This is a genomic window from Stenotrophomonas sp. YJH_SMC_94-11, from assembly GCF_059370435.1.
Genome location: NZ_JCAFTR010000006.1, coordinates 122,653 through 147,332, shown reverse-complemented (window position 1 = coordinate 147,332; position 24,680 = coordinate 122,653). Strand labels below are relative to the sequence as shown.

The following is a 24,680-nucleotide window of genomic DNA, read 5'->3' as shown; positions in this document are numbered from 1 at the left end:
GGCTCTAGCGGCCCTTCGCCTTCGCCTTCGCCATCACCGCCGCCCGCGACTCCAGCACCACCCCGACGATCAATTCCCGCACCTGCGGTCGCGAACCGTCCCATTCAATGCGGCGGACGCGCACGTCCACGCGATCGCCCGGCGCGTAGGCTTTCAACGCTTGGCCGACACCGAAGACGGTCTTCACTCGGGTACCCGCCACGGCCAGCACCTCATCCCCCTTGCGCAGGCCGGCGCGATGGGCCGGACCCTCGTCAGGCTCGGATTCGATCACGGTCGCGCCCCCCATCTGAACGCCGAGGACCGGGCGCAGCGCGTCGCTACGCGAATCCCCTTCCCCGGCCTGCTCGCGCGCCAATTCGGTGGCGCCCAGCAGTGCATCGTCCAACCCCGCATCGAAATAGGGCGCGTTGTCCACGAATGCGGCGCATTGCCACGACGCGCGCTCGGGCACCGGCTCGCGCCTCGCACGCAGGGCCTGCCGCAGGTCGCGCCATTGCGCCGCGCTGACGTACCGCTGCTGGCTGTTCACCAACTGCTGGTAGGCCGCCTCGATCTGTGCGTGGTTGTCGGCCCCCACCTGCAGACATGCCTCGTAGCTCTCCAACGCGTCACGTGCCGCGCGGTAGGTCAGGTAATTGCCGTAATCGCGAACCGACTGCAGCCGATTGAACTCGACCAACCCCGGATCGAACAGCAGGTAGCCGACATAGTCCGGGCCCAGATCGGCTTCGGTAATGGCTGCGGGTGGCGGCGCTTCAGCTGCAGGAGCTGGCACATCGGCCAGTGCGAACAGCAGGAACAGTCCCTTTTCAAACATCTGTCTTTCCTCCCTGAAGGAAATTTGAGAGCTTCGCCCCTTAGCCCCCCCCGGAATTCGGCCGCTGCCGTGTTCCAGCGTCCCAGTCTGTGAACGAGCCATGCAGGTCTGCACGCCTTTCAGGACTTTTCGCCCAGCTCCCGGCGAGGATCGTCGACCAACCGCTTTCTACTGCTACGGTCATACTCGGTCGGCGAGAACGGCATCGACGCACGCGCATAGATGGTGCCTTCCTCGCAGGTGCAGGTGGGCTCCGGCACCGCGCGCACTGCAATCAGGCGACTTAGCCATTCTTCTGACACATTGCAGAATGCGGCGAACACATCCTTTGGCAGGAAATGAGCCTGAAGGTAGGCTGTCAATGCCATCTCGAACAATTGCTCCCAAGTGGGGAATGAAGAGGCGTGTGCCGGAGCGTCTTCGCCCAGGACAGGCATTTGAAGACATCCCGAGCACCGGTCCTCACGCGTCAGAGGCCTCGGAAATGGGGTCACACTACGGACACCCTTCCGCATCGGGAGTATCCGCACGGGCTCGACTGATCTCAATGCCGCTCTGCAGGACGTCCCGCAATACCCAAGGCTGCAGGCTTCGTACGATCATCAGTGGGTCGGTCATTGCTGCTCATCACGACATCGCCTGTCCCCGGATTCGTCCCTCAGCCGCGCACGTGAGCACGTTCACGCGGCAGAGGTTGGCGTCCCTCCGGCGGATCCGAACCGTTTCGCATTTCGCGCCGCGCGCTGCCCCGACATGGCCCGGAGCGAGCGATCAACTGCCGTACAGCGCCTTGCGCGGCGCACCGGTCAGTTCCGCGGCCAGCTTGGCGGCGGTCGACGGCGGCAGGTGCTCGCTCAGCTTCGCGTAGACGCGGCGACCATGCGCCAGCTGCGCTTCCTCGTCGTCACCGGCACCCTGCACCATCACCACGAACTCGCCCTTGCGCTGGTTGTCGTCGGCCTCGACTTGGGCCAGCAGCCCCGCCAGGTCGCCATCAAGCACGGTCTCGAACAGCTTGGTCAGCTCGCGGGCCAGCACCGCCGGGCGCTCGCCGCCGAAGATCGCCGCCATGTCGGCCAGCGACTCGGCGATACGGTGCGAGGATTCGTAGAACACCATCGTGCGCACTTCGCCGGCCAGCGCCTGCAGGCGGTCGCGGCGGCCGCTGGCCTTGGCCGGCAGGAAACCCTCGAAGCTGAAACGGTCGCTGGGCAGGCCGGCCACGCTCAGCGCGGCGATGGCGGCGCAGGCACCGGGCACCGGGCTGACCTTGATACCCGCCGCGCGCGCGGCACGCACCAGGCGGAAACCGGGGTCACTGACCAGCGGGGTACCGGCATCGCTGACCAGCGCCAGCGACTCGCCGGCCTGCAATCGCGAAACCAGGCGCTGCGCCAGGGCCTCTTCATTGTGTTCGTGCAGGGCCACCAGCGGTTGCTGGATGCCGAAATGGGACAGCAGCTGGCCGCTGCGGCGGGTGTCCTCGGCACAGATGGCCGCCACCGAACGCAGCACCTCCTGCGCGCGCGGGCTCAGATCGGCCAGGTTGCCGATCGGCGTGGCGACGACGTACAGGGTTGGCACACTCATTTCAGCGGTACTCACGGGGCAAGGGTAGAATCGTAGCGTGTACCCGGCCAAGGCCGCTGCCCCCATCGCATGGACCCGATCATGAACAAGCCCGCCGCACGGATCTCCGCCCTGTCGTTGTCGCTGATGCTGCTGGCCGGTTGTGCCACCACCAGCCTGACCAGCACGCCCGATTCGCCGGCCCAGAGCCAGGCGCTGGCGCTGATCGAACAGGGCAAGCCGCGCGATGCCGCGCTGCAGCTGGAAGGCCTGGCCTCCACCCTGCGCGGCGGCGCCCGCAGCAACGCACTGGCCGATGCGGCCTGGGCCTGGCACCTCGCCGGCGACAGTGCCCGCGCGCGCAGCCTGCTCGGCCAGCTCACCGCACGCCAGCTGTCCGGCGCCAGCCTGCAGCGCTACCAGCTGACCAGTGCCGAGCTGGCCCTGGCCGACAAGCAGCCGGCGCAGGCGCTGGCCCTGCTGAAGGACCACGGCGACAACGTGCTGCCGGCCCTGCGCACACGCTGGTACCTGGCCCGTGCCAGTGCCCTGCAGGGCACCGGCGATGCCTTCGGTGCCGCCACCGAACGGGCCCGCGCCCATTCCAGCCTGACCGGCAGCGCGCGCAGCGAGAACCAGGCCGCCATTGCCGGCCTGCTCGGCACCCTCGACGACGCCACCCTGCGCAGCCGTGCCGCCGCCCTGCCGGCCAACGACCCGCTCTACAACTTCGCCGGCCGTGCACTGATCGCGCGCGGCCTGCCGCTGCCGCGCCCGTTCGACCGCGATGGCGCGGCCCAGTTCGACACCAGCAAGCGCCCGCCGGCGATGAGCGACGGTTACCGCCCGCCGGCCAAGCTGGCCGTGCTGCTGCCGCTCAGCGGCCGCCTGGCCACCGCCGCACAGCCGGTGCGCGATGGCCTGTTGAGCGCCTACTACGGTGAAAGCCGGCGCCGCCCGGACATCAACTTCTTCGACACCGCCGGCACCCCGGCCGGTGCCCTGGCCGCCTATGACAAGGCCGTCGCCTCCGGTGCCGACTTCGTGGTCGGCCCGCTGGGCCGCGACGAAGTGGACGCGGTGTACGGCCGCCAGCAGCTGCAGGTGCCGGTGCTGGCCCTGAACCGCGGCAAGGACGCACCGCCGGCCGGCAGTGCCGGCTTCTCGCTGGCGCCGGAAGACGATGGCATCGTCGCCGCCGAGTACCTGCGTGGCCGCGAGCGCGTCAAGGCGCTGGTGATCAACAGCGCTGACGACACCGGCCGCCGTGCCGCCGCCGCCTTTGCCCAGCGCTTCGCGCAGCGCGGTGGCCAGGTGGTGGCCACGATCGGCGTCACCGATGCCGTCGGCGATGTCGGCGCGCAGGTGCGCAACGCCGGCCAGGTCGATGCCGTGTTCCTCGCCGTGCGTGCGCCGCAGGCGCGCCTGCTGGCGCCGCAGCTGGCGCTGGCCGGTGCAGGCGGCGCGACCCGCGTCGGCACCTCGCAGCTGACCGTTGGCAGCGGCAAGGTGGAAGAAGACGTGGCGCTGGACGGCATTGTCTACCCGAACGAAGCCTGGAACGTGCGCAGCGTGTCCGGCCTGCCGTCGGCCAGCCAGGTGGCCAGTACCCTGCCGAGCGCACGCGGTGCGGCCGGCCGCCTGTTCGCCTTCGGTGCCGACGCCTGGAAGATCACCGCCTACCTGGACAAGCTGTCCAACGAAGGCGGCCTGGACGGTGCCACCGGCACCCTGTTCCTGGACAGCAACGGCAACATCCTGCGCCAGCCGGCCTGGTCGACCTTCAATGGCGGCCGGCCGATGCCGATCGTCGGTGGTCGCTGAACGCAGCCAACGGGGCTCGGCGGTGGAAGCCGCCGCCGAGCAGCACCTGCAACAGGCCGGACTGCAGCCGCGTGCGCGCAATGTGCGCTATCGCGGCGGTGAACTGGACCTGGTGATGGACGATGCCGGCACCGTGGTGTTCGTGGAAGTGCGCTACCGCGCGCGATCCGATTTCGGTGGCGGCGCCGCGTCAGTGGATGCGCGCAAGTGCCGGCGCCTGGCCCATGCCGCGCAACTGTACCTGCAGGACAACCCGGTGCTGGCCAATGCACCCTGCCGCTTCGATGTGGTGGAAGCCAGTGGCGAACCGCCGCAGCTGCACTGGCTGCGTGATGCATTCCGGCTGGATGATTGCTGATGGGTACCGTCCGCTCTGGTAGAGGCCGACCTTGGTCGGCGCTTGTGTGCCAACCAGGGTTGGCAGCTGCCAGAGCCGGCACGACCACGGTGCGTGACTGATGCCTTCGATCATCACCCATGCCGCTGTGCCGCTGGCGCTGTGGTGCGCCGCGGATCGTGGCCGCATCCCGCCGCGCCTGCTGGCCGCCGGCGTGATCGCCGCCATGCTGCCCGATGCCGATGTACTGGCCTTTGCGCTGCATATTCCCTACGCCGATGCGTTCGGCCATCGTGGCGCCAGTCATTCACTGCTGTTTGCCGGCGTGCTGGCCGCATTGGCTGCGGTGTTGGCGTTCTTTGGTAGTCGCCGACCTTGGTCGGCGGGTGTGTGCCAACCAAGGTTGGCATCTACCGTGCAAGCGGCGGTATTCGTCTTCGTCTGCGCCGCCAGCCATCCGCTGCTGGATGCGATGACCTCCGGTGGCCTGGGCGTTGCGCTGGCCTGGCCGTGGAGCGAACACCGCTTCTTCGCGCCGTGGCGCCCCATCCGCGTGTCACCGTTCGCGCCACAGTTCTTCAGCGCACGCGGCGTGGCTACCCTGCTCTCCGAACTGCGCTGGGTGTGGCTGCCACTGGCCGGCGCCGTTGTCGCCTGGAAACTGATCCAACCCGCTCCTGCTGCCCCACGAGATCCGTCATGAGTCCTGCCCTGCCCACCGCATTGGTTACTGAACTTTCCACCCTGCTGGGCGCGGAGGGCTGGCGCATGGATGACGGCGCGCTGGAGGCCAACGCACAGGACAACTCATGGCGCCATCAGCGTCCGGCTGCAGTGGCGTTTCCGGCGGACATCGAGCAGGTGCAGGCGCTGGTGCGTGCATGCCGCGCGCATGGCGTGGTTCTGGTCGCACGTGGCGCCGGCACTGGCACCACCGGCGCGGCCGTGCCGCTGCCCGGCAGCATCGTGCTGTCGTTCACCCGCATGGACCGCATCGTCGAGATCCGCGCCGGCGATCGCTGCGCGGTGGTGCAACCGGGCGTGCTCAATGGCGCCCTGCAGCAAGCACTGGCCCCGCACGGCCTGTTCTGGGCACCGGACCCGTCCAGTGCGGAGATCTGCAGCGTCGGTGGCAACCTGGCCTGCAATGCGGGCGGCCCGCGCGCGGTGAAGTACGGCACCAGCCGCGACAACGTGCTGGGCCTGGTGGCCGTCACCGGCACCGGCGAGTTGATCCGCTGCGGTGGTGCCTACACCAAGGATGCCACCGGCTACGACCTCACCCACCTGCTGGTGGGCAGCGAAGGCACGCTGGCACTGATCGTGGAAGCCACGCTGAAACTGACCCCGCTGCCGGTCAGCCAGGCCGGTCTGCGCGTGCTGTACCGCGATGCCGATGCTGCTGCGGCCGCCGTATCGCGGTTGATGTCGCAGCCGGTGGTACCCACCCGCCTGGAATTCATGGACGCGCGCAGCCTGGAGCTGCTGCGGCTCAATGGTGCTGACGTGCCGGAGGCCGGTGCGATGCTGCTGGTCGAGGCCGATGGTGACCACGACACCCTGCCCTATCTGTTGCAGGCATTGGCCAGCGCCGCCGAAGGCGACGGCATGATCGAGCTGGACGTGGCGATGGAAGGCCGCGCGCGCGACCAGCTGTGGGCGGCGCGCAAGGCGCTGTCGCCTGCGCTGCGCAGCGTCGCGCCGGGCAAGATCAATGAAGACGTGGTGGTTCCGGTGTCGCGCATTCCGGAACTGGTGGCCGGCGTGCAGGCCCTGGCACGGGACTACGCGCTCACCATCGTCACCTTCGGCCACGCCGGCAACGGCAACCTGCACGTCAACATCCTCTATCACCCGGAGGATGCAGATGAAAACATGCGCGCGCATGCCGCGCTGCCGAAGATCTTCGAGCTGACGCTGGCACTGGGTGGCACGTTGTCGGGCGAACACGGCATCGGCCTGGCCAAGCGCGATTTCATGGCGCAGGCGTTCACACCGGCTACGCTGGCGACGATGCGCGCGATCAAAGCCGCGCTTGACCCGGACGGTATCCTCAACCCGGGCAAGGTACTGCCGCCGGCATAGACCGCGCACACTCCTTCGCACTCCTGTAGAGCCGAGCCCATGCTCGGCTGCTCTTCGACCAGATCGCGATGAAGCCCGCGCTGCGCGCGCAAGCCGAGCGTGGGCTCGGCTCTACAACCATGTGACGTTCCCCTTCGCACTTCTGTAGAGCCGAGCCCATGCTCGGCTGCGCTTCGACCAGATCGCGATCAAGCCCGCGCTGCGCGCGCAAGCCGAGCGTGGGCTCGGCTCTACACCGGCGTGTCGCCTGCAATATCGATCAGGGTCTGCCGGAAACTGGGCAACAGCACGCGGTTGCCATGCCCGCTCAGGTGGTCGTTGTCGAAGAACAGCGGTTCCCCGTCTTCCACCGCCGAACAGGTCGTTGGCCCGCACAGCAGCGGCAGCGGATCCCACACCGTGAGCGATGGATAGCGCGCTGCCAGCTCGGCCAGCAACGCCATCTGCGGCGCACGCAGCCTCTCCAGATCATCGCGCGGCATGCTCAGGCCACCGGCACACGCCGGGTTGCGGCGGTTGAACCAGTCGGAACAGCGGTACGCACCGGCCTTGAACAACGGCAGCGGTGCATCCAAAACCACTTGCACGCCCAGCTTCTGCAGACGTCCAAGAACATGATCAGCCTCATCACGCGCGGCCTGCGCATCGGTCGGGGTGCGCTCGGCGAGCAGTTGACGATAGATTTCCTGCGCATCCTGTCGCCGCCAGTCGAATCCACGCAGCTCCGGCATGCGCAAGGCCGCCAGCAGCACGATGTCACCGGGGCGTGCATCGCGCTCGATGGTCGACAGCGTGTGCTCAATGAAGTCCTGGCAATCGGCTGGACTGGCCCGCAGCAGATTGACGAAGCTGCAGCCGCCGCGATCCTGCTGGCGCAGCTCCATGCCGGTCTGGCGCACGACCATGCTGGTCATGGTGCGATACGCCGCCGCGTGCGAATCGCCGGCCACGAACAGGCGCCGCCCTTCAAGCGCCGGCGCACTCAGCGGCTCCAGTGGGCGCCACGCGGGGTAGCGACGCGCCTGCCATGCATAGCCGTCGCGGGTCACGCTCAGCGAGACCTGCTCATGGTACTCCACCGTGGCCCAGGCACCCGCGCCACACAGCGCCACCAGCGGTACCGCCATCGCCAGCACCTTGGCCGGTGCCAGGCGCAGCAGCGGCAACGCACTGCGCAGCGGACGCTCGATGAAGTGATACGACACAGCCGATAGCGCCAGCAGCAGTACCGGATACAGCCACAGCGCGGCGCCGTGCAGGCCGTAGGTCCAGCGCAGCAGCACCAGCAGCGGCCAATGCCACAGGTACAGCGAATAGGACAGGCGCCCCAGGTAGGCGAGCGGTGCGCAGCCCAGCACGCGGGCGAGGCGTGATGTCCCCGGCATCGACACGCTTGCCAACAGCAGCAGGGTACCGGCCACGGTGGCCAGCACGCCGGGAACCGGCATCGCCAGCTGCGGTGCGATCACCACGCCTGCACCCAGCAGTGCCAGACCGACCACTGCAACCGCATCACCGTTCTGGCCCGGCGTGCGCGTGCGCATCCACTGGTACAGCAGCGCGCCCGCAGCCAACTCCCAGAATCGCGCCGGCAGCAGGTAGAACGCTGCCGCCGGTGCCGTCTGCGCCTGCCAGCCTGCCCACGCCAGCGACAGCAGGGTGAGCACCGGCAACAACCAGCGCAACCACGGCCAGCGCTCACGCCCGCGCAGCCACACGAAGAACAGCAGCGGGAAGACCAGGTAGAACTGTTCCTCCACGCCCAGCGTCCACGTGTGCAGGAAAGGGTTCAGTTCCGCGCCGGGTGAGAAGTAGTCGTCCTGCTGACCAGCCAGCACGATGTTGCTGAAGCCGACCAGCGCGGCCCAGCCGGTCTGGTCGAACTGCTCATTGCGCCACGCGCGGGGAATGAACAGCGCAGACAGTATGAAGGTGGTCACCAGCATCACCAGCAACGCCGGCAACAGGCGCAGCACGCGGCGCCGGTAGAAATCGAGCAGCATCGCGCCCAGCGACCCATGGGCGCGCGAAGCCAACGACTGGCTGATCACGAAGCCGGACACCACGAAGAACAGATCCACACCGGTGAAGCCACCCGGTAACCAGGCTGCGTTGGTGTGAAACAGGATGACGGCCAGCACCGCCAATGCACGCAGGCCGTCAATGGCAGCGTTGTGGGAACGTTCGGGAGGGGACATGCAGGCATCGGGTGGAAAACGATCCGACAGCATCACGACCGCTGCCGCAGTCATTCAATGGATGATCGCGACAGGCCGGGACATGGTTCAGCTCCGGTCCCAGTTCGCCCCTGTGGGAATGTCGTAATCACCACACTGACGCCGCGCCGCACGTCTGCAACGTTTTCGAATTTTCAAATCTTTCTCATTGGCATACGTGGCACTGCATGCAGATCATCTAGCGCCACCAACAACGGGTGGCACGGGCTTGCAATCCCGTTTGGTGAATGTCGTTTACGCTTGCCTGCCGGCGTCGCCCTTTCCTTGTTGGGTGGCGTCGGCAGGCATTCTGTCCGCGCACCTATGGCGGGCGGTGCGTGGGGGCCTCGTGCCCGCCGGCGTTTGACGACATTAACCACCGGTATTGCAACCACGCACCGTCCGCCACCCTCGCTGTTAAGCAGGGTGGCCCCTTGCCGCTTGCACAAGGACGCCGCCATGACCGCTTCCCCCTACCCGCACCTTTCCGCCACCCTGGGCGAGGCCGCCACGCGCCTGCCCGATGACCTGGCCCGCACGCTGGAAGATACCTTCGTTGCGCTGCAGACCGGCAACAGTGCCGGGGCCATTACCCTGCAGGCCTGCCTGCAGCACATCCGCCAAGGCGATGCCGCCGATGGTCAACCATGGCCCGGCACCAACCGCACAGCCGGGCAGCGCCTTGCCATGGCGCGTATCGACCGCGCCAATGCGGGGCTGAGTTTCCTGCTGGAACTGCTGCACGCCACCGAACGCGTACGCGTGGATGGGGATATTGACCAGCAGATGGGCGATGGCGCGCGCGAAGGGCTGCTGCTGGCCTGCCGTGGGCTGGCCGAGTATGTGGATGTGCAGTTGCGGGCGGTGTAATGGCATCTGTAGAGCCGAGCCCATGCTCGGCTCATCACGCTCCAATCGGATTGCAGCCGAGCGTGGGCTCGGCTCTACAAATGCCACGTCAACCCAAACAGTGCGCACCTGGGGTCAGATCCCTTTGCGGCGCAAAGGGATCTGACCCCACCCCGAAGGTTGACCCAGCAGGGCAGTACCGCTGCTGCTACGCGAAGTGCTGGTAACCGCCGTCGGCGGCTTCGCCGTCCACGTGTACGCCCTGCCCTTCGGCAATTCGGCCGATGCGGGTGAGCGGCACGTCCAGCGATTCGGCCAGGTAGTGCAGCGCGTCGCGCTGGTCGGCGGCGGCAGTGAAGCACAGCTCGTAATCGTCGCCACCGCGCAGTGCGCAGTCGCGTGCGGCCTCACGACCGAGCAGCTCACGCAGCGCGTGCGAGATCGGCAGCGAATCGGCATCGACATGTGCGGCCACGTTGCTGCGCGTGGTGATATGACCGAGGTCGGCCAGCAGGCCGTCGGACACGTCCACCGCCGCGTGCGCGAAGGCCCGCAGGCGCAGGCCAAGCGTCACGCGTGGCGTTGGCCGCAGCAGGCGCAGGCGCAGGCTTTCGTAGTCGGCCAGCAGCGTGGCGGTGGCGATGCTCAGTGCACCCTGCTGCCACAGGCGCAGCGCGCCGGCGGCATCGCCCAGCGTGCCGCTCACCCAGATGTCATCACCCACCTGCGCGCGGTCGCGGCGCAGCGCCTGGCCACGCCCGACCTGGCCCATCGCGGTCACCGACAGCGACAGCGGGCCGCGCGTGGTGTCACCACCGATCAGCGCGATGTCGTGCTGGTCGGCCAGGGCAAAGAAGCCATCGGCGAAGGCCTCGATCCAGTCTTCAGACGCTTCCGGCAGCGACAACGCCAGCGTGCACCACGCCGGGCGCGCGCCCATCGCGGCCAGGTCCGACAGGTTGACCGCCAGGGTCTTCCAGCCGATGTCGAAGGCCGGGGTTTCCACCGGGAAGTGCACGCCGCTGTTGAGCGTGTCGGCGGTGACCACCAGTTGTTCGTTGGCGCGCGGCTGCAGCAGCGCGGCGTCGTCACCGATGCCAAGCAGGATGTCGTCGCGCTCGAGGGTGCGGGCGCGGATGCGGTCGATGAGGGCGAATTCGGCCAGGGACATGGGGCGTTCCCGCTGTTGTACGTGCCGCGCAAGACGCGGTGGGCGGTAGTGCCGGCCGCTGGCCGGCAACCTCAGAATCCCTGCAGCTGCCGGCCAGCGGCCGGCACTACCACAGGCGGGTCAATGACCCGATTCGACCTTGCGCCATTCCACGGCGGCACGATCCAGCACGCCGTTGACGTAGGTATGGCCATGTTCGGAACCGAAGCGCTTGGCCGATTCGATGGCCTCGTTGATCACCACGCGGTACGGCACGTCCAGGCGGTAGCGAAGCTCGTAGGCGGCCAGGCGCAGCACCGCGCGTTCGATCGCATCCACTTCCTCGATGCCACGGTCCAGGTACGGGCCGAGCGCTTCGTCGATGTCGCGACGGTTGTCGAGCACGCCGTGCACCAGCGCCTCGAAGTACGCCAGGTCGGCGATTTCGCGGGCCTGCTCGTGGGCGAACTGGGCGATCAGCGACTGCGCGTTGCCGCCGGAGATCTGCCAGGCGTAGATGGCCTGCACGGCACGACGGCGGGCGCGCGAGCGCAGCACCGGGTCGACGCCATCGCGGCGGACGGGTTTACCGGAGGGCTTGCCCTGGGTGTTCTTGTTCATGGCAGTTGCTCCAGCAGATTGACCATTTCCAGTGCGGCGAGTGCGACTTCCTCGCCCTTGTTGCCGTGGCTGCCGCCTGCGCGGGCCTCGGCGTCTTCAACGCGTTCCACCGCCAGCACGCCGTTCAGCACCGGCACGCCGAAATCCAGCTGCACGCGCATCAGGCCTTCGGCACAGCGGTCGGCCACGTGTTCGTAGTGGCGGGTGTCGCCACGGATGACGCAGCCCAGGGTGAGGATGGCGGCGTGTTCATGGGCGGCGGCCAGGCGTGCAGCCACCAGCGGCAGTTCCCAGGCACCCGGCACGCGGATCACGTCGATGTTGGCTTCGGTGATGCCGTTGCCGGCCAGGCTCAGGCGCGCGCCTGCGACCAGCGCGTCGGTGATGCGGGCGTTCCAGCGGCTGGCCAGGATGGCGAAGCGCGCCGACTCGGGAGTGCGAAGATCGCCTTCGTAGTGGCTCATATGCGGCTTGGGGGACTCGATAAGGGGGTAATTCTAGCGTGGATGGGCCCCGGCCGTGGCTGGCGGGGGCCTGCAGGGTGTGCCGACCAACGGTCGGCACCCACCGGTGGCATGGGGTCGGCACCCACCGGTAGTGCCGGCCGCTGGCCGGCTCTACCCATTACAGGGTGACCGTCTCCACCACTTCCAGGCCGTACCCGGCCAGGCCGATCTGACGGCGCGGGGTGCCGAGCACCCGCAGCTTGCCCAGGCCCAGGTCGGACAGGATCTGTGCGCCGGCACCGTTGCGGCGCCACTGGCCCACGTCCTTGTCCTTGCCCGGCACCACCGGCGCCGGCTGCTGGCGCAGGCGGGCCAGCAGGGCTTCGCCATCGCGCGGGGCCGACAGCACCACCATCACGCCGCTGCCCTCGGCATCGATCGCCCGCAGTGCGTCGGTGGCGGCCACGCCGAAGTCGTCACGGCGCCAGTGCAGCAGGTCGGCCAGCGGGTTTTCCACCTGCACGCGCACCAGGGTCGGTGTTTCCGCATCCGGCGTGCCGCGCACCAGGGCGAAATGCAGGTCGTGGGCGATGCGGTCGCGGTAGGTCACCAGCTTGAACGGGCCGAATTCGGTGTCGATGTCGCGCTCGTCCACACGTTCAACAGTCTTTTCGGTGGCCAGGCGGTAGGCGATCAGGTCGGCGATGGAGCCCATCTTCAGGCCGTGCTCGCGGGCGAACACTTCCAGCTCCGGGCGGCGCGCCATGCTGCCATCCGGGTTCAGGATCTCCACCAGCACGCCGGCCGGTTCCAGCCCGGCCAGCATGGCCAGGTCGACGCCGGCTTCGGTATGGCCGGCGCGGGTCAGCACGCCGCCCGGCTGGGCGATCAGCGGGAAGATGTGGCCCGGCTGGTGCAGGTCCGACGGTTTGGCGTTGGGCTTGACCGCGGTGCGGATGGTGTGGGCGCGGTCGTGGGCCGAGATGCCGGTGGTAACGCCCTCGGCGGCCTCGATGCTGACCGTGAAGTTGGTCTGGAACTGCGCGGTATTGGCCTGCACCATCGGCGCCAGGCCGAGGTCGGCGGCGCGGGTGCGGGTCAGCGGCAGGCATACCAGGCCGCGGCCATGGGTGACCATGAAGTTGATGTCCGACGGCTTGACCAGCTCGGCGGCCATGATCAGGTCGCCTTCGTTCTCTCGGTCTTCGTCATCGACGATGACCACCATGCGGCCCAGGCGGATGTCTTCCAGGATTTCCGGAATCGGGGCGAAATTCATGCGGCATCTCCGTGTGGGTGCTGACCGTTGGTCGGCACACTGATCAACCGCTCCACATAACGGGCGACCAGATCGATTTCCAGATTGACCGCACTGCCCACGCCGGTGGCGGAGAAGGCGGTGTTGGCCACGGTGTGCGGAATGAGGGCGACTTCAAAGCCTTCATCGTCCACTTCGTTGACGGTGAGGCTGACGCCGTCCACGCAGATCGAACCCTTCTTGGCAATGTAGCGGCGCAGCGAGGCCGGCGCGGCGAAGCGCCAGCGCTGGGCACGTGCATCTTCATGGATGGACAGCACCTGGCCGAGGCCGTCGACGTGGCCGCTGACCAGATGGCCGCCGAGGCGGTCGGTCGGGCGCATGGCCCGTTCCAGGTTGATGACCGCACCCTCGCCCAGCTGGCCCAGCGTGGTCAGGCCCAGAGTCTCGGTGGAGGCATCGGCCTGGAAGCTGCGGGCGTCGAACGCGATGACGGTGAGGCAGACGCCGTTGATGGCAATGCTCTCGCCCATCTGCACGTTGTCGAACGGCAGATTCCCGACATTGAAGGTGAAGCGGACATCGCCGCCGATGGATTCGCGTGCGGCCAGACGACCGACGCCTTCGATGATTCCAGTAAACAAGTAACGTTCTCCGCGAAAAGTGAGCGAAAAACGCCGCAAGGCAAACAGGTGCACGCAGGGCAAGAGCCCTGTGGCACCGTCTTCTTTCATCCGGACTATGACCGTCGGCTCCGGCATTGGACCGGATCTGCTGACCCCCGGCCGTGGGCCGGGGCGCTCGCGGGCTCGTGCTTGCGCACCTACCGCCGGTGGGGAATTGCACCCCGCCCTGAAGACGTTTGTGTACCGGCGAACCGGCCTCGTCAGTGTACCAGCCCGGCCTGAACGGGGTGGGATGCTCAAGGTCGGGTCCCTTTCCGCAGGAAAGGGCTCTGACCCCATGGACCGCAGCAGCACAGGGGTCAGGGCCGTTTCCCGATGGGAAACGGATCCGACCCCCAACCCCGGTCCGCCCCAGCCTGTGACGGCCGTCTCTCGCATTTTGTAAAACTTTCATTAAAATCCGCAGCGGACGACATGAGGTCGCCACGGGCAGCCGCGAGGGCAGGCCCGCCAATGGACTGAAACTCACAGGAATTCCCATGCGCAAGATCCTGATCGTGGCCGCCCTGCTGGCCGCCGCCCCGTTCTCGGCTTCGGCCGAGGCCCTGAGCTACACCTACGTTGAAGGCGGCTGGACCCAGGTCCAGGTTGACGACAACCTGCTGGACGACCCGAAGGTCGACGGTGGCTACCTGCGCGGTTCGGTCGCGCTGGCCGAGCAGGTCTACGTGTTCGGTGGCTGGTCGCGCACCAGCAAGACCCGCCACTACGGCGAAGATTCGCTGAAGCTGGAACTGAACCAGCCGGAGCTGGGTATCGGCTACCACATGCCGTGGACCGACCGCCTGGACTTCACCGCCGATGCCGCCTGGGTGCGCCAGAACGCCGAATCGACCCTGCGTTATGACGGTGTGCGTTACCACGGCAAGGACCACACCAACCTGGGCCGCGTCACCATGGGCATCCGCGGCAAGCCGTCGCGCATGACCGAAGCCTGGGCCAAGGCCGGCTACATGGATGGCGGCAACAACTACAAGGGCACCTGGGTCGGCACTGTTGGCGGCCAGATCAACTTCACCAAGACCTGGGGTCTGGTGGGCGAGATCTCCGGCTACCGCGACGTCACCCAGTACTCGGCCGGCGTCCGCGCCAGCTTCTGATCCAACGGTCGCTCCTCGTCGTGCGATCGAACGGGCCCCGCAAGGGGCCCGTTTTTTTTGCCCCGCGCGTCGGCACGTGATCACAGGGCGCCGTCGGGCCTGCGCAAAGATGCGCTAGGCTTGCGCGCCTCTGGAACAGGAAACACCGTCATGAAGACCCCCTTGCGTACCCTGCTGGCCAGCGCCCTGCTGGCTGCCCCGCTGCTGGCCAGCGCCGCCCCGGCCACGCTGACGCCCGAACAGGCCTTCGATCTGTATGCCCGCGTCCTGCTGGAAGACGACGCCGCCGCGACCCGCACCCTCAACGATGCGCTGAAGCCCGCCTTCGACGGCCAGGACGCGGTAACCCCGAACCCGGGCGCATTGGCCAAGGCGCTGGCCGAACCGTGGCAGGTCGTGCTTGCCAGCACCGGCGCCAAGGCCGACGCGGCCACCAGCGAAGCGCTGTATGCCAAGGCCCTGCGTGATTCGAAGTGCCGCGCCAGCAAGAGCGTGATTGAAGACAACGAATACGTGGACGACCAGAAGCTGGCGCGCATCACCTTCAGCTGCCAGGTGCCCGACCTGGGCAAGGTACGTCCGCTGTTCGCCGCCAGCCTTGCCGCCGACGCCCGCCCGGCCTCGCGCAAGCAGTTCACCGACGCCTACACCCAGGCGCTGCAGAGCGGCGCGCGCGTGCCGGTCAGCGGCACCTTCACCCTGTACCCGGCCAAGGACAACGGCTACTGGTACAGCGGCAACTTCGATGATCTGGTGGGCACCGTGACCGGGGCGCTGGCACCCTTCGAGGAATGGATGCAGGACGTGCAGGCGGCCAGCGCACCGAAGGTGACCGGCGTACCCGGCTGCGACCTGCTGCTGCAGCAGCACCGCAGCTGCGTGGCGAAGATCGCGCCCGACCAGATCAGCGGCGTGGATGCGATGGCCGAGGAACTGAAGGCCAAGGCACAGGTGAAGTCGGCCGATGAGATGACGCAGGAGTGCAAGGCGCTGCGCCCGATCGCCGAGATGATGTGGACCGACGAGTGCACATAAGCACGATGTAGCGCCCTTGCCTGCAGCAGGATCAATGGCACTTTCAGAACCGTTGCATGGTCTTGCGCACACTGCGTGATCAATGCTGTTGCCCTCTTCCACGAGGGCAACAGCATGAAGCACCGCATAACCTCGACCACGGCCCTGCTTGTCGCGCTGATGGCGTGCTGGCAGGCCGAAGCGTCCAGACCCAGGACCTTCTACGTGCAACCTTCGGTTGCCTTCGAGTCGACCCAGCTGCGCGACCGCGACATCGACGCGCAACTGAGCGAGAACGACGATTGCCGGGCGTTCCTGCAGTACCACGATCAGTGCGCACCGTCGGTGCTGCCGGACGAGTACGACCAGGGCATCAGCCGGCGCAGGCTGCGGTGGAAGTCAACGCAACTGACGGGAGAAGCACTCGGTGCCTACTGCCGTGACCTGCATCTGCTGTGGAAGCAGCAATGGAAAGAGCAGTGCCCCGCCCACGAGGACGAGGGCACCTGACAGCGCCGGAACGGGGCCAGTGCCCCGCCATTGCCTCACGGGCGCAACAGCAGCCGGATGTCCTCGCCGACCTGGCGCTGGTCAACCACGCGCAGGCGGCGCTGCTGGCCCATTGCCTCGATGCCCAGGCCGGCCAGCAACGGACGACCGTTGTCGCCCAGCAGCGTGGGCGCCTGGTACAGCAGCAGTTCGTCCACCCAGCCAGCGCGCAGCAGCGCACCGGCCAGTGTCGCGCCGGCTTCGGTATGCACCTCGTTGATGCCACGCTCGGCCAGCAGCGCCAGCACCGCACCCAGATCCAACCGCCCCTCTGCGCTGGGCACGCTGGCAAATTCGGCGTCGGCCGCATCCGGTGCGCTCACCGCCGCATCGTGCAGGTACAGCGTCGGCGCACCGCCCTCGCGCACACGGCTGCATTCGAGCGAACGCAGGCGCGAATCGAGCACCACGCGCAGTGGCGGCATCACTTCGGCACCGGCCAGGCGCACGGTCAACATCGGGTCGTCGGCCAGCACGGTATCGGCGCCAGTCAGGATCGCACCGGCGCGAGCACGCCAGTGCTGCACGTCCTCGCGCGCGGCCGGCCCGGTGATCCACTTGGAGCTGCCGTCGGCCATCGCGGTGCGGCCATCGAGGCTGGCGGCCAGCTTCACCCGCAGCCACGGGCGGTTGCGCTCCACGCGCGACAGGAAGCCCTTGTTGAGCTCGCGCGCCGGCGCCGCCATCAGTCCTTCGGCAACCTCGATACCCGCATTGCGCAGCAGATCGAAGCCACCGCCATCAACCTTCGGGAACGGATCGCGCATCGCCGCCACCACGCGCGTCACGCCCGCTTCAATCAGCGCCAGTGCGCACGGCGGCGTGCGCCCGTAGTGGGCGCAGGGCTCCAGGGTGACATAAGCGGTGGCACCGCGGGCCTCGCTGCCGGCTTCGCGCAGTGCGAATACTTCAGCGTGCGGCCCCCCTGCGCGCTGGTGCCAGCCCTGCCCGACCACGCGTTCGCCGTGGGCGATCACGCAGCCGACCATCGGGTTGGGCCGGGTGGTATAGGCAGCGCGCTCGGCCAGGCGCAGCGCGTTGGCCATGTGCAGGTGGTCGAGGACGGAGAACGAGGGTGTCATGCGACCATGGTAACGCTGCCGGTGTTGATCCATGCCATCGGTGCCAATCCAGGTTGGCACCCACCCAGGCAGAGGCGGTCAGCCCTTCTTCTTCTTGGTCAGGGCGATCACATCGCCCAGCAGCTGCAGCTGTTCGGTGCTGGACGGCAGGTCGCGTTCGAGCTTCTCGATCTCCTCGCGGAAATCGGCCACGTCCTCGAAGCTGCGGTAGACCGAAGCGAAGCGCACATAGCCCACGTGGTCGAGCTTGCGCAGTTCGTTCATGACGAACTCGCCCACCTTGATCGAGGGCACTTCGCGCTCGCCGCTGATGCGCAGCTGGTGCACCACCGCACGTACCGCCGCTTCGATCTTGTCTTCGGGCACCGCACGCTTCTGCAGCGCGCGGTCGAACCCCGCGCGGACCTTGCGCTGGTCGAACGCTTCGCGGGTGCCATCGCTCTTGACGATGGCCGGCAGCTTCAGCTCGACCGTTTCCAGGGTGCTGAAGCGCTCGCCGCAGGCTTCGCATTCCCGCCGACGGCGAATCGTCGCGCCGTCTTCAGAGACGCGCGAGTCGATGACCCGGGTATCGGCATGTTGGCAGAAGGGGCAATGCATGGAACGCCTGGCTCAGGGAGCAATTGCCACGATCATGGCAGCGTCGCAAAGGTACCTGAGAAAGGGCGCCGCAGCAAATGCTGCCTGCGCGGAAGCGCCTGCATTCTGGCCACCCAAGGTGTCCGGCGAGTTCGTGATGTCCGGCTCAACCCGGTGCGGGCAGCGGCGATGCCACGCGTGACCAGCGCAGCCACGCCAGGTGCCCGGCCATCACCAACAGCGGTGGGCCAAAGCCGAGGAAGCCCAATGTCGAGATCTCCCCGTGCTTGAAGGTGAAGTACAGCGTGGCGGCAACCACGGCCAACGCGGCCAGCACACCCAGCGCCAGGCCGGCCCAGGCGGCAACCGGTGATTGGCGCAGGCCGGCAACACCGCGCCACAGGAACAGCCCGCTCAGCCACAACCACGACAGCAGGCCGATGATTCCCGCCGACGACCACAGCAGCAACAGCGTGTGCTCGTCGCCCGTCAGGTACTTGCCGTCCCATACGACCATCAGCCCCAGCACGGCACCCGTACCGCCTGCTGCCACGGTGGGCAGGCCCACCAGCAGGCCGGCAATGGCCATCCCGCGTTTGTGCAGGCGCTCATCCATGCGTTCGATGTCCTTCCATGGGCCACGTCATGCGCGGCGCTTGATCCACACCAGCATCGCCGCCGGCACCAGCATCGATGGGCCCAACAGCAACAGGGCGATGCCTTCGGCGTGGACCGTGATGCTCCACCACAGCGCCAGCCCCAGCGGGGGCACAGCGGCAAGACCGCCGGCCAGCAGCATCCACCACCAGAGGCGATGCACCTGCAGCCCGGCACGCCCCTGCAGCAGATACCCGGCGCTGAGCCACAACCAAGCCAGGCAGCCGGCAATGCCGGCCAGGCCCCACAGCGGCATCACAGTCACCGCGGCCAGCGTGCCATGGCCGAACTGGCCCAGGCCCGTCAGCAGCAGCATCGTCGCCGCGACACCGCCCACTGCCAGGCTGGGCAGGCCAAATGCCACCGCCAGGACGGCGTACAGGTACTTGAGGCGGCGCTCATCCATGCGCGGGATTCCTGGTGACGGGGTCAGGGCCCTTCCCTGCGGGAAGGGATCCGACCCCGGCGGCGATCAGCCGTAGACCGGGTACTTGCGGCACTGCGCGCTGACGGCATCACGCACGCGGGCGATGACGGCATCATCGTTCGGCGCGTCCAGCACGTCGGCGATCCAGTTGGCCAGGTCCACGCAGTCCTGCTCGACGTAGCCACGGGTGGTCACGGCCGGGGTGCCCAGGCGCAGGCCCGAGGTCACGAACGGAGAACGCGGATCGTTCGGCACCGAGTTCTTGTTGACGGTGATGTGAGCCTTGCCCAGCGCAGCTTCCGCATCCTTGCCGGACACGTCCTTGCCGATCATGTCGACCAGCATCAGGTGGTTCTGAGTGCCACCGGAAACGATCTTGTAGCCGCGCGAGATCAGCGTGTTGGCCATCGCCTGGGCGTTCTTCACCACCTGCTGCTGGTAGGCCTTGAAGCCCGGTTCCAGCGCTTCCTTGAAGGCCACGGCCTTGCCGGCGATGACGTGCATCAGCGGACCGCCCTGGATGCCCGGGAACACGATCGACTGCAGCTTCTTGACCAGGTCTTCGTCGGCGCCCTTGGCGATGATGATGCCGCCACGCGGGCCGCGCAGGGTCTTGTGGGTGGTGGAGGTAACGACGTGGGCATGCTCCAGCGGGCTCGGGTAGACGCCAGCGGCGACCAGGCCGGCCACGTGGGCCATGTCCACGAACAGGTAGGCACCGACCTTGTCGGCGATGGCGCGGAAGCGCGCCCAGTCGATCACCTGCGAGTACGCCGAGAAGCCGGCGACGACCATCTTCGGCTTGTGCTCCAGGGCCAGGCGCTCGACTTCGTCGTAATCAATCAGGCCCTGGTCGTTGACGCCGTACTGCACGGCGTTGAACAGCTTGCCCGAGGCATTGACCTTGGCACCGTGGGTGAGGTGGCCGCCGTGGGCCAGGCTCATGCCGAGGATGGTGTCACCGGGCTGCAGCAGGGCGAAGTACACGGCCTGGTTGGCCTGCGAGCCGCTGTGCGGCTGCACGTTGGCGTAGTCCGCGCCGAACAGCTGCTTGAGGCGGTCGATCGCCAGCTGCTCGGCGATGTCCACGTATTCGCAGCCACCGTAGTAGCGCTTGCCCGGGTAGCCTTCGGCGTACTTGTTGGTCAGCTGGCTGCCCTGGGCTTCCATCACCGCCGGGCTGGTGTAGTTCTCGCTGGCGATCAGCTCGACGTGGTCTTCCTGGCGCTGGGTCTCAGCGGCAATGGCCTTGGCCAGTTCGGGATCGTAGGTTTCGATGCGGACGTCACGCGGGAACATCGGGTACTCCAGCAGGCAGGGAAAGGGGTACGGCTCAGCCCCTGATTGTAGCCCCGCACCGGCCTGCCGGGGCCGAAAAGGCCGGGGCCGGCACTCCCGAAGGAATCCGGCCCCGTATGGTTTCAAGGGATGTTGTGGGATCAGGGCCCTTTCCGTTGGAAAGGGATCCGACCCCGGCCGCGATCCTCAGCGACTGTTGATGATGTAGTCGGCGATGATGCCGGTCGCCACCGCCACCAGCAACATGTTGCCGCGGTCGTCGCGGATCCAGTGGTGCCCATACGGCGGGCGGCGCAGGTGGTAGCGCGGGTAGTCGTTCACCACATAGATCGGGCCGCGGTAGTAATCGCGGTAGCGGTGGCCGACCTTCCAGCCATAGCCCGGGCCGTAGACCACGCGCGGCGGCGGCGGGGCCGGGCGATAGTAGCGGTCGTGGTCGCGGTGCCAGTCGCGGCGGTCGCGCTCCCAGTCGCGGCGTGCCTCGCGGCGGTCGCGTTCCCAGTCACGGCGGTCCTGTCGCCATTCGCGGCGGTCCTCGCGCCACTCGCGGCGGTCATGGCCGCGACGGTGGTCGTTGTCGGCAAAGGCCGGGGCCACCGCGCCGAACGCCAGCACAGAGGCCACGGCGCCGGCCATTACTCGATTGATGCGCATGTCAGACCTCTGCTTGGGTGGTGGTGAGCCCATATTGCGCAACCGATCTGAACCGTTTCCGGCTGGAAACGCTTCCCGCTGCAGGACTGTGACGCAGTATTCAGCCCACGGCCAGCCCGACCGCGCCTGCCCGGCGCGGGCCGGAACCGGTTCCGGCTATAATTGGCGGTATTCCTTTCCAGTCTGTGCCCGCTGCCACAACGGGATGTTCCCGTGATGGGCCGGGCGCAGGGCCGCGCCTACGGAGACCTCATGTCCTCGCAATACATCTACACCATGAACCGCGTGTCCAAGGTGGTCCCGCCCAAGCGGCAGATCATCAAGGACATCTCGCTGTCCTTCTTCCCGGGCGCCAAGATCGGCCTGCTGGGCCTGAACGGCGCCGGCAAGTCCACCGTGCTGAAGATCATGGCCGGCGTGGACACCGATTTCGAGGGTGAAGCCCGCCCGCAGCCGGGCATCAAGGTCGGCTACCTGGCCCAGGAACCGGAACTGGACCCGAACAAGACCGTGCGCGAGTCGGTCGAGGAAGGCGTGGGCGAAGTGCTGCAGGCCCAGGCCGCGCTGGAGGCGGTGTACGCCGCCTACGCCGAAGAAGGTGCCGACTTCGACGCATTGGCCAAGGAGCAGGAGCGCCTGGAGGCGATCCTGGCCGCCGGTGATGCGCACACCCTGGAAAACCAGCTGGACGTGGCTGCCGATGCGCTGCGCCTGCCGCCGTGGGATGCCAAGATCGCCAACCTGTCCGGCGGTGAAAAGCGCCGCGTGGCACTGTGCCGCCTGCTGCTGCAGAAGCCGGACATGCTGCTGCTGGACGAACCGACCAACCACCTCGACGCCGAGTCGGTGGAATGGCTGGAACAGTTCCTGGCGCGCTACACCGGCACCGTGGTGGCGGTCACCCATGATCGCTACTTCCTGGACAACGCCGCCGAGTGGATCCTGGAACTGGACCGCGGCCGCGGCATTCCGTGGAAGGGCAACTACACCGAATGGCTGGTGCAGAAGGATGAACGCCTGAAGCAGGAAGAAAACCAGGAAAAGGCCCGCCAGAAGGCGATCCAGAAGGAACTGGAGTGGTCGCGCCAGAACGCCAAGGGCGGCCGTTCCAAGGGCAAGGCCCGCCTGGCCCGCCTGGAAGAGCTGCAGTCGCAGGACTACCAGAAGCGCAACGAGACCAACGAGATCTTCATCCCGCCGGGCGAGCGCCTGGGCAACATGGTGATGGAGTTCAAGAACGTCTCCAAGAAGTTCGGCGACCGCCTGCTGATCGACAACCTGTCGATGCTGATTCCGCCGGGCGCGATCGTCGGCATCATCGGCCCGAACGGCGCCGGCAAGTCGACCCTGTTCAAGATGATCACCGGCCAGGAAAAGCCGGATTCGGGCGAGATCGTGATCGGCCCGACCGTGCAGCTGTCCTACGTGGACCAGAGCCGCGACAAGCTGGAAGGCAACCACAACGTCTTCCAGGAAATCGCCGGCGGCCTGGACATCCTCAACATCAACGGCATCGAGATCCAGTCGCGCGCCTACATCGGCCGCTTCAACTTCAAGGGCCAGGACCAGCAGAAGATGGTCGGTTCGCTGTCCGGTGGTGAGCGTGGCCGCCTGCACATGGCCAAGACCCTGCTGCAGGGTGGCAACGTGCTGCTGCTCGACGAGCCGTCCAACGACTTGGACATCGAAACCCTGCGTGCACTGGAAGACGCGCTGCTGGAGTTCCCGGGCAACACCTTCGTGATCTCGCACGACCGCTGGTTCCTGGACCGCATCGCCACGCACATCATCGCTTTCGAAGGCGACTCGCACGTGGAGTTCTTCCAGGGCAACTACCGCGAGTACGAGGAAGACAAGAAGCGCCGGATGGGCGATGACGCTGCGCCGAAGCGCCTGCGCTTCAAGGCGCTGAAGTAAGGCAACCGGAAAGGCCGCGCTCGCGCGGCCTTTCTCCTTTCGGTAGGTCACCACCGTTGGTGGTGACGCTTTGAAGCGTACCGACCAACAGTCGGTACCCACCACCAACGGTCGGTACCCACGTTCTGCATTCGGGTAGGTCACGACCGTTGGTCGTGACACCTTATCGTCGCGAGAATCCCCATGTCCCTGTTCGAGCGCATGTTCCAGCTGCAGCAGCACGGCACCACCGTGCGTACCGAGCTGCTGGCCGGCATCACCACCTTCCTGACGATGTCCTACATCGTCTTCGTCAACCCGGAGATCCTCGGCACCACCGGCATGGATGCGGGTGCGGTGTTCGTGGCCACCTGCCTGGCCGCCGCGCTGGGTTCGGCGGTAATGGCGCTGGCGGCCAACTTCCCGGTCGGCATGGCACCGGGGATGGGCCTGAACGCGTTCTTCGCGTTCACCGTGGTCGGTGCTGCCGGCCTGCCGTGGCAGCAGGCGCTAGGGGCAGTGTTCATCTCCGGCCTGGTGTTCCTGGTGCTGTCGCTGACCGGTGTGCGGGCATGGCTGGTGTCGGGCATTCCTTCGTCGCTGCGCTCGGCGATCGTGGCCGGCATCGGCCTGTTCCTGGCGATCATCGCGCTGCAGAAATCCGGCGTGATCGTCGGCAACGAAGACACGCTGGTGGCGCTGGGCCCGTTGAACACGGCGCCGCCACTGCTGGCGCTGGCCGGTTTCCTGTTGATCGCAGTGCTGGAAGCACGCCGGATCCGCGGCGCGATCCTGATCGGCATCCTGGCGGTGACCGGTGCGGGCTGGGCATTGGGCGACGTGCAGTACCAGGGCCTGGTTTCGCTGCCGCCGAGCCTGGCCCCCACCTTCCTGCAGCTGGACCTGCCGGGCCTGCTGCACCATGACGGCGGTGCGCCGATCGCGGTGTTGCTGCAGGTAGTGCTGGTGTTCGTGCTGGTGGAAGTGTTCGATGCCACCGGCACCCTGTATGGCGTGGTCGGTCGCGCCGGACTGCTGAAGCTGCCGGGCGCGCAGAAGCGCTTCGGCCGCGCGTTGCTGGCCGACAGCACCGCCATCGTGGCCGGTTCGGTGCTCGGCACCAGCAGCACCACCGCTTTCGCTGAAAGCGCCTCGGGCGTGCAGGTGGGTGGCCGTACCGGCCTGACTGCGCTGGTCGTATCGGCGCTGTTCGTGGCCGCGCTGCTGTTCTCGCCGCTGGCGGCGATGGTGCCCAGCTATGCCACCGCACCGGCGCTGCTGTTCGTGGCCGGCCTGATGCTGCGCGAACTGGTGGAAGTGGACTGGAGCGACCTGACCGAATCGGTGCCGGCCGCACTGTGCGCGCTGGCGATGCCGTTCACCTACTCCATCGCGAATGGCCTGGCGTTTGGCTTCATCGCGTATGCGGCACTGAAGGCCGGCACCGGCCGCTGGCGCGAAGTGCATCCAGCGGTATGGCTGGTGGCGGTGCTGTTCACCCTGCGCTACGCGTTGGAGTAAGCACACGGTGGTGCCGGCCAGCGGCCGGCACCACCGGTCGC

At 67.4% G+C, this 24,680-nt stretch carries 25 protein-coding genes and 1 riboswitch; of the genes, 10 read left to right on the top strand and 15 right to left on the bottom strand.

The window, feature by feature from the left end; translation table 11 throughout:
• Nucleotides 1–4: 4 nt before the first annotated feature.
• The 3 genes from AC5P74_RS12370 to rsmI all read right to left on the bottom strand — a co-directional run bounded on the left by AC5P74_RS12370 (nucleotide 5) and on the right by rsmI (nucleotide 2,410).
• Entirely contained in the window at nucleotides 5–820 is an 816-nt protein-coding gene (locus tag AC5P74_RS12370) for a PDZ domain-containing protein (RefSeq protein WP_495204957.1), read from the bottom strand.
• Nucleotides 821–939: 119 nt separating this feature from the next.
• Nucleotides 940–1,257 carry a hypothetical protein gene (locus AC5P74_RS12365; protein ID WP_070489890.1) on the bottom strand — a complete coding sequence of 106 codons (318 nt, stop codon included), beginning with the start codon at nucleotides 1,255–1,257 and terminating at the stop codon, nucleotides 940–942.
• A 334-nt stretch (nucleotides 1,258–1,591) separates the two neighbouring features.
• A complete protein-coding gene (gene rsmI, locus AC5P74_RS12360) occupies nucleotides 1,592–2,410 on the bottom strand; it encodes a 16S rRNA (cytidine(1402)-2'-O)-methyltransferase (protein WP_065178763.1) in 819 nt (272 codons plus the stop codon).
• An 81-nt stretch (nucleotides 2,411–2,491) separates the two neighbouring features.
• Between rsmI and AC5P74_RS12355 the strand changes: the two genes are divergently transcribed.
• The 4 genes from AC5P74_RS12355 (at nucleotide 2,492) to AC5P74_RS12340 (ending at nucleotide 6,635) form a co-directional block, all read left to right on the top strand.
• Nucleotides 2,492–4,213: a penicillin-binding protein activator gene (locus AC5P74_RS12355; protein WP_053498120.1), complete on the top strand. Its 1,722-nt coding sequence runs from the start codon at nucleotides 2,492–2,494 to the stop codon at nucleotides 4,211–4,213.
• On the top strand, nucleotides 4,203–4,571 hold the full coding sequence (locus tag AC5P74_RS12350) for a YraN family protein (RefSeq protein WP_171958409.1): 369 nt from the start codon (nucleotides 4,203–4,205) through the stop codon (nucleotides 4,569–4,571). The genes AC5P74_RS12355 and AC5P74_RS12350 overlap by 11 nt, the downstream gene beginning before the upstream one ends.
• A gap of 100 nt (nucleotides 4,572–4,671) precedes the next feature.
• Entirely contained in the window at nucleotides 4,672–5,253 is a 582-nt protein-coding gene (locus AC5P74_RS12345) for a metal-dependent hydrolase (protein ID WP_053498116.1), read from the top strand.
• Nucleotides 5,250–6,635, top strand: coding sequence for an FAD-binding oxidoreductase (locus AC5P74_RS12340; RefSeq protein WP_346607339.1), 1,386 nt, complete (start codon nucleotides 5,250–5,252; stop codon nucleotides 6,633–6,635). The genes AC5P74_RS12345 and AC5P74_RS12340 overlap by 4 nt, the downstream gene beginning before the upstream one ends.
• A 230-nt stretch (nucleotides 6,636–6,865) precedes the next feature.
• Here AC5P74_RS12340 and AC5P74_RS12335 read toward each other — a convergent pair whose 3' ends face one another.
• Nucleotides 6,866–8,887, bottom strand: coding sequence for an acyltransferase family protein (locus AC5P74_RS12335; RefSeq protein ID WP_346607338.1), 2,022 nt, complete (start codon nucleotides 8,885–8,887; stop codon nucleotides 6,866–6,868).
• A 423-nt stretch (nucleotides 8,888–9,310) separates the two neighbouring features.
• Here AC5P74_RS12335 and AC5P74_RS12330 point away from each other — a divergent pair, with 423 nt between their 5' ends.
• Nucleotides 9,311–9,721, top strand: coding sequence for a hypothetical protein (locus AC5P74_RS12330; RefSeq protein ID WP_053498111.1), 411 nt, complete (start codon nucleotides 9,311–9,313; stop codon nucleotides 9,719–9,721).
• A gap of 187 nt (nucleotides 9,722–9,908) precedes the next feature.
• Here AC5P74_RS12330 and thiL read toward each other — a convergent pair whose 3' ends face one another.
• From thiL to AC5P74_RS12305, 5 genes are all read right to left on the bottom strand, one after another.
• Nucleotides 9,909–10,871 carry a thiamine-phosphate kinase gene (gene thiL, locus AC5P74_RS12325; protein ID WP_053498109.1) on the bottom strand — a complete coding sequence of 321 codons (963 nt, stop codon included), beginning with the start codon at nucleotides 10,869–10,871 and terminating at the stop codon, nucleotides 9,909–9,911.
• A gap of 120 nt (nucleotides 10,872–10,991) precedes the next feature.
• Nucleotides 10,992–11,471: a transcription antitermination factor NusB gene (nusB, locus tag AC5P74_RS12320; RefSeq protein WP_005415268.1), complete on the bottom strand. Its 480-nt coding sequence runs from the start codon at nucleotides 11,469–11,471 to the stop codon at nucleotides 10,992–10,994.
• A complete protein-coding gene (ribH, locus tag AC5P74_RS12315; protein ID WP_005415267.1) occupies nucleotides 11,468–11,935 on the bottom strand; it encodes a 6,7-dimethyl-8-ribityllumazine synthase in 468 nt (155 codons plus the stop codon). Before ribH ends, nusB begins: the two co-directional genes overlap by 4 nt.
• A gap of 160 nt (nucleotides 11,936–12,095) precedes the next feature.
• Complete coding sequence (gene ribB, locus AC5P74_RS12310) at nucleotides 12,096–13,196, bottom strand: 3,4-dihydroxy-2-butanone-4-phosphate synthase (RefSeq protein WP_329843151.1); 1,101 nt, start codon at nucleotides 13,194–13,196, stop codon at nucleotides 12,096–12,098.
• Nucleotides 13,193–13,819 carry a riboflavin synthase gene (locus AC5P74_RS12305; RefSeq protein ID WP_005415265.1) on the bottom strand — a complete coding sequence of 209 codons (627 nt, stop codon included), beginning with the start codon at nucleotides 13,817–13,819 and terminating at the stop codon, nucleotides 13,193–13,195. The genes ribB and AC5P74_RS12305 overlap by 4 nt, the downstream gene beginning before the upstream one ends.
• Nucleotides 13,820–13,893: 74 nt before the next feature.
• Nucleotides 13,894–14,039: riboswitch (FMN riboswitch) on the bottom strand.
• Between the two features lie 301 nt (nucleotides 14,040–14,340).
• Between AC5P74_RS12305 and AC5P74_RS12300 the strand changes: the two genes are divergently transcribed.
• The 3 genes from AC5P74_RS12300 (at nucleotide 14,341) to AC5P74_RS12290 (ending at nucleotide 16,485) form a co-directional block, all read left to right on the top strand.
• Nucleotides 14,341–14,961: a hypothetical protein gene (locus tag AC5P74_RS12300; protein WP_005415264.1), complete on the top strand. Its 621-nt coding sequence runs from the start codon at nucleotides 14,341–14,343 to the stop codon at nucleotides 14,959–14,961.
• 150 nt (nucleotides 14,962–15,111) lie between these two features.
• A complete protein-coding gene (locus AC5P74_RS12295; RefSeq protein ID WP_138953215.1) occupies nucleotides 15,112–15,996 on the top strand; it encodes a hypothetical protein in 885 nt (294 codons plus the stop codon).
• Between the two features lie 114 nt (nucleotides 15,997–16,110).
• On the top strand, nucleotides 16,111–16,485 hold the full coding sequence (locus AC5P74_RS12290) for a hypothetical protein (RefSeq protein WP_346607337.1): 375 nt from the start codon (nucleotides 16,111–16,113) through the stop codon (nucleotides 16,483–16,485).
• Nucleotides 16,486–16,520: 35 nt separating this feature from the next.
• Here AC5P74_RS12290 and ribD read toward each other — a convergent pair whose 3' ends face one another.
• The 6 genes from ribD to AC5P74_RS12260 all read right to left on the bottom strand — a co-directional run bounded on the left by ribD (nucleotide 16,521) and on the right by AC5P74_RS12260 (nucleotide 21,222).
• Nucleotides 16,521–17,606 (bottom strand): bifunctional diaminohydroxyphosphoribosylaminopyrimidine deaminase/5-amino-6-(5-phosphoribosylamino)uracil reductase RibD, encoded by a 1,086-nt coding sequence (gene ribD, locus AC5P74_RS12285; protein WP_065178779.1) that lies wholly within the window; start codon nucleotides 17,604–17,606, stop codon nucleotides 16,521–16,523.
• 78 nt (nucleotides 17,607–17,684) lie between these two features.
• Complete coding sequence (gene nrdR, locus AC5P74_RS12280; RefSeq protein WP_005415256.1) at nucleotides 17,685–18,206, bottom strand: transcriptional regulator NrdR; 522 nt, start codon at nucleotides 18,204–18,206, stop codon at nucleotides 17,685–17,687.
• Nucleotides 18,207–18,351: 145 nt separating this feature from the next.
• Nucleotides 18,352–18,801, bottom strand: a complete 450-nt coding sequence (locus tag AC5P74_RS12275; protein WP_053498103.1) for a hypothetical protein — start codon at nucleotides 18,799–18,801, stop codon at nucleotides 18,352–18,354.
• A gap of 27 nt (nucleotides 18,802–18,828) precedes the next feature.
• The gene (locus AC5P74_RS12270; RefSeq protein ID WP_053498101.1) at nucleotides 18,829–19,248 is read right to left on the bottom strand and encodes a hypothetical protein; all 420 of its coding nucleotides are present in this window, start codon (nucleotides 19,246–19,248) and stop codon (nucleotides 18,829–18,831) included.
• A 66-nt stretch (nucleotides 19,249–19,314) separates the two neighbouring features.
• The gene (glyA, locus tag AC5P74_RS12265; RefSeq protein WP_005415251.1) at nucleotides 19,315–20,568 is read right to left on the bottom strand and encodes a serine hydroxymethyltransferase; all 1,254 of its coding nucleotides are present in this window, start codon (nucleotides 20,566–20,568) and stop codon (nucleotides 19,315–19,317) included.
• 186 nt (nucleotides 20,569–20,754) lie between these two features.
• On the bottom strand, nucleotides 20,755–21,222 hold the full coding sequence (locus AC5P74_RS12260) for an RcnB family protein (RefSeq protein ID WP_032953924.1): 468 nt from the start codon (nucleotides 21,220–21,222) through the stop codon (nucleotides 20,755–20,757).
• A gap of 252 nt (nucleotides 21,223–21,474) precedes the next feature.
• Between AC5P74_RS12260 and ettA the strand changes: the two genes are divergently transcribed.
• Together ettA and AC5P74_RS12250 are read left to right on the top strand one after the other, a co-directional pair.
• The gene (ettA, locus tag AC5P74_RS12255) at nucleotides 21,475–23,139 is read left to right on the top strand and encodes an energy-dependent translational throttle protein EttA (protein ID WP_005415249.1); all 1,665 of its coding nucleotides are present in this window, start codon (nucleotides 21,475–21,477) and stop codon (nucleotides 23,137–23,139) included.
• Nucleotides 23,140–23,322: 183 nt separating this feature from the next.
• Nucleotides 23,323–24,639, top strand: coding sequence for an NCS2 family permease (locus AC5P74_RS12250; protein WP_005415248.1), 1,317 nt, complete (start codon nucleotides 23,323–23,325; stop codon nucleotides 24,637–24,639).
• Nucleotides 24,640–24,680: the final 41 nt, after the last annotated feature.

Excerpts from the sequence above, each read along its gene's own strand:
- AC5P74_RS12295 (WP_138953215.1), top strand. The coding sequence starts at position 15,112 with ATGAAGACCCCCTTGCGTACCCTGCTGGCCAGCGCCCTGCTGGCTGCC.
- nrdR (WP_005415256.1), bottom strand. The coding sequence starts at position 18,206 with ATGCATTGCCCCTTCTGCCAACATGCCGATACCCGGGTCATCGACTCG.
- nusB (WP_005415268.1), bottom strand. The coding sequence starts at position 11,471 with ATGAACAAGAACACCCAGGGCAAGCCCTCCGGTAAACCCGTCCGCCGC.
- AC5P74_RS12270 (WP_053498101.1), bottom strand. The coding sequence starts at position 19,248 with ATGGATGAGCGCCGCCTCAAGTACCTGTACGCCGTCCTGGCGGTGGCA.
- ribH (WP_005415267.1), bottom strand. The coding sequence starts at position 11,935 with ATGAGCCACTACGAAGGCGATCTTCGCACTCCCGAGTCGGCGCGCTTC.
- ettA (WP_005415249.1), top strand. The coding sequence starts at position 21,475 with ATGTCCTCGCAATACATCTACACCATGAACCGCGTGTCCAAGGTGGTC.
- rsmI (WP_065178763.1), bottom strand. The coding sequence starts at position 2,410 with ATGAGTGTGCCAACCCTGTACGTCGTCGCCACGCCGATCGGCAACCTG.
- AC5P74_RS12365 (WP_070489890.1), bottom strand. The coding sequence starts at position 1,257 with ATGCCTGTCCTGGGCGAAGACGCTCCGGCACACGCCTCTTCATTCCCC.
- ribB (WP_329843151.1), bottom strand. The coding sequence starts at position 13,196 with ATGAATTTCGCCCCGATTCCGGAAATCCTGGAAGACATCCGCCTGGGC.
- AC5P74_RS12340 (WP_346607339.1), top strand. The coding sequence starts at position 5,250 with ATGAGTCCTGCCCTGCCCACCGCATTGGTTACTGAACTTTCCACCCTG.
- AC5P74_RS12370 (WP_495204957.1), bottom strand. The coding sequence starts at position 820 with ATGTTTGAAAAGGGACTGTTCCTGCTGTTCGCACTGGCCGATGTGCCA.
- AC5P74_RS12250 (WP_005415248.1), top strand. The coding sequence starts at position 23,323 with ATGTCCCTGTTCGAGCGCATGTTCCAGCTGCAGCAGCACGGCACCACC.
- AC5P74_RS12335 (WP_346607338.1), bottom strand. The coding sequence starts at position 8,887 with ATGACTGCGGCAGCGGTCGTGATGCTGTCGGATCGTTTTCCACCCGAT.
- AC5P74_RS12345 (WP_053498116.1), top strand. The coding sequence starts at position 4,672 with ATGCCTTCGATCATCACCCATGCCGCTGTGCCGCTGGCGCTGTGGTGC.
- AC5P74_RS12355 (WP_053498120.1), top strand. The coding sequence starts at position 2,492 with ATGAACAAGCCCGCCGCACGGATCTCCGCCCTGTCGTTGTCGCTGATG.
- AC5P74_RS12260 (WP_032953924.1), bottom strand. The coding sequence starts at position 21,222 with ATGCGCATCAATCGAGTAATGGCCGGCGCCGTGGCCTCTGTGCTGGCG.
- AC5P74_RS12330 (WP_053498111.1), top strand. The coding sequence starts at position 9,311 with ATGACCGCTTCCCCCTACCCGCACCTTTCCGCCACCCTGGGCGAGGCC.
- AC5P74_RS12275 (WP_053498103.1), bottom strand. The coding sequence starts at position 18,801 with ATGGATGAGCGCCTGCACAAACGCGGGATGGCCATTGCCGGCCTGCTG.
- thiL (WP_053498109.1), bottom strand. The coding sequence starts at position 10,871 with ATGTCCCTGGCCGAATTCGCCCTCATCGACCGCATCCGCGCCCGCACC.
- AC5P74_RS12290 (WP_346607337.1), top strand. The coding sequence starts at position 16,111 with ATGAAGCACCGCATAACCTCGACCACGGCCCTGCTTGTCGCGCTGATG.
- glyA (WP_005415251.1), bottom strand. The coding sequence starts at position 20,568 with ATGTTCCCGCGTGACGTCCGCATCGAAACCTACGATCCCGAACTGGCC.
- AC5P74_RS12300 (WP_005415264.1), top strand. The coding sequence starts at position 14,341 with ATGCGCAAGATCCTGATCGTGGCCGCCCTGCTGGCCGCCGCCCCGTTC.
- ribD (WP_065178779.1), bottom strand. The coding sequence starts at position 17,606 with ATGACACCCTCGTTCTCCGTCCTCGACCACCTGCACATGGCCAACGCG.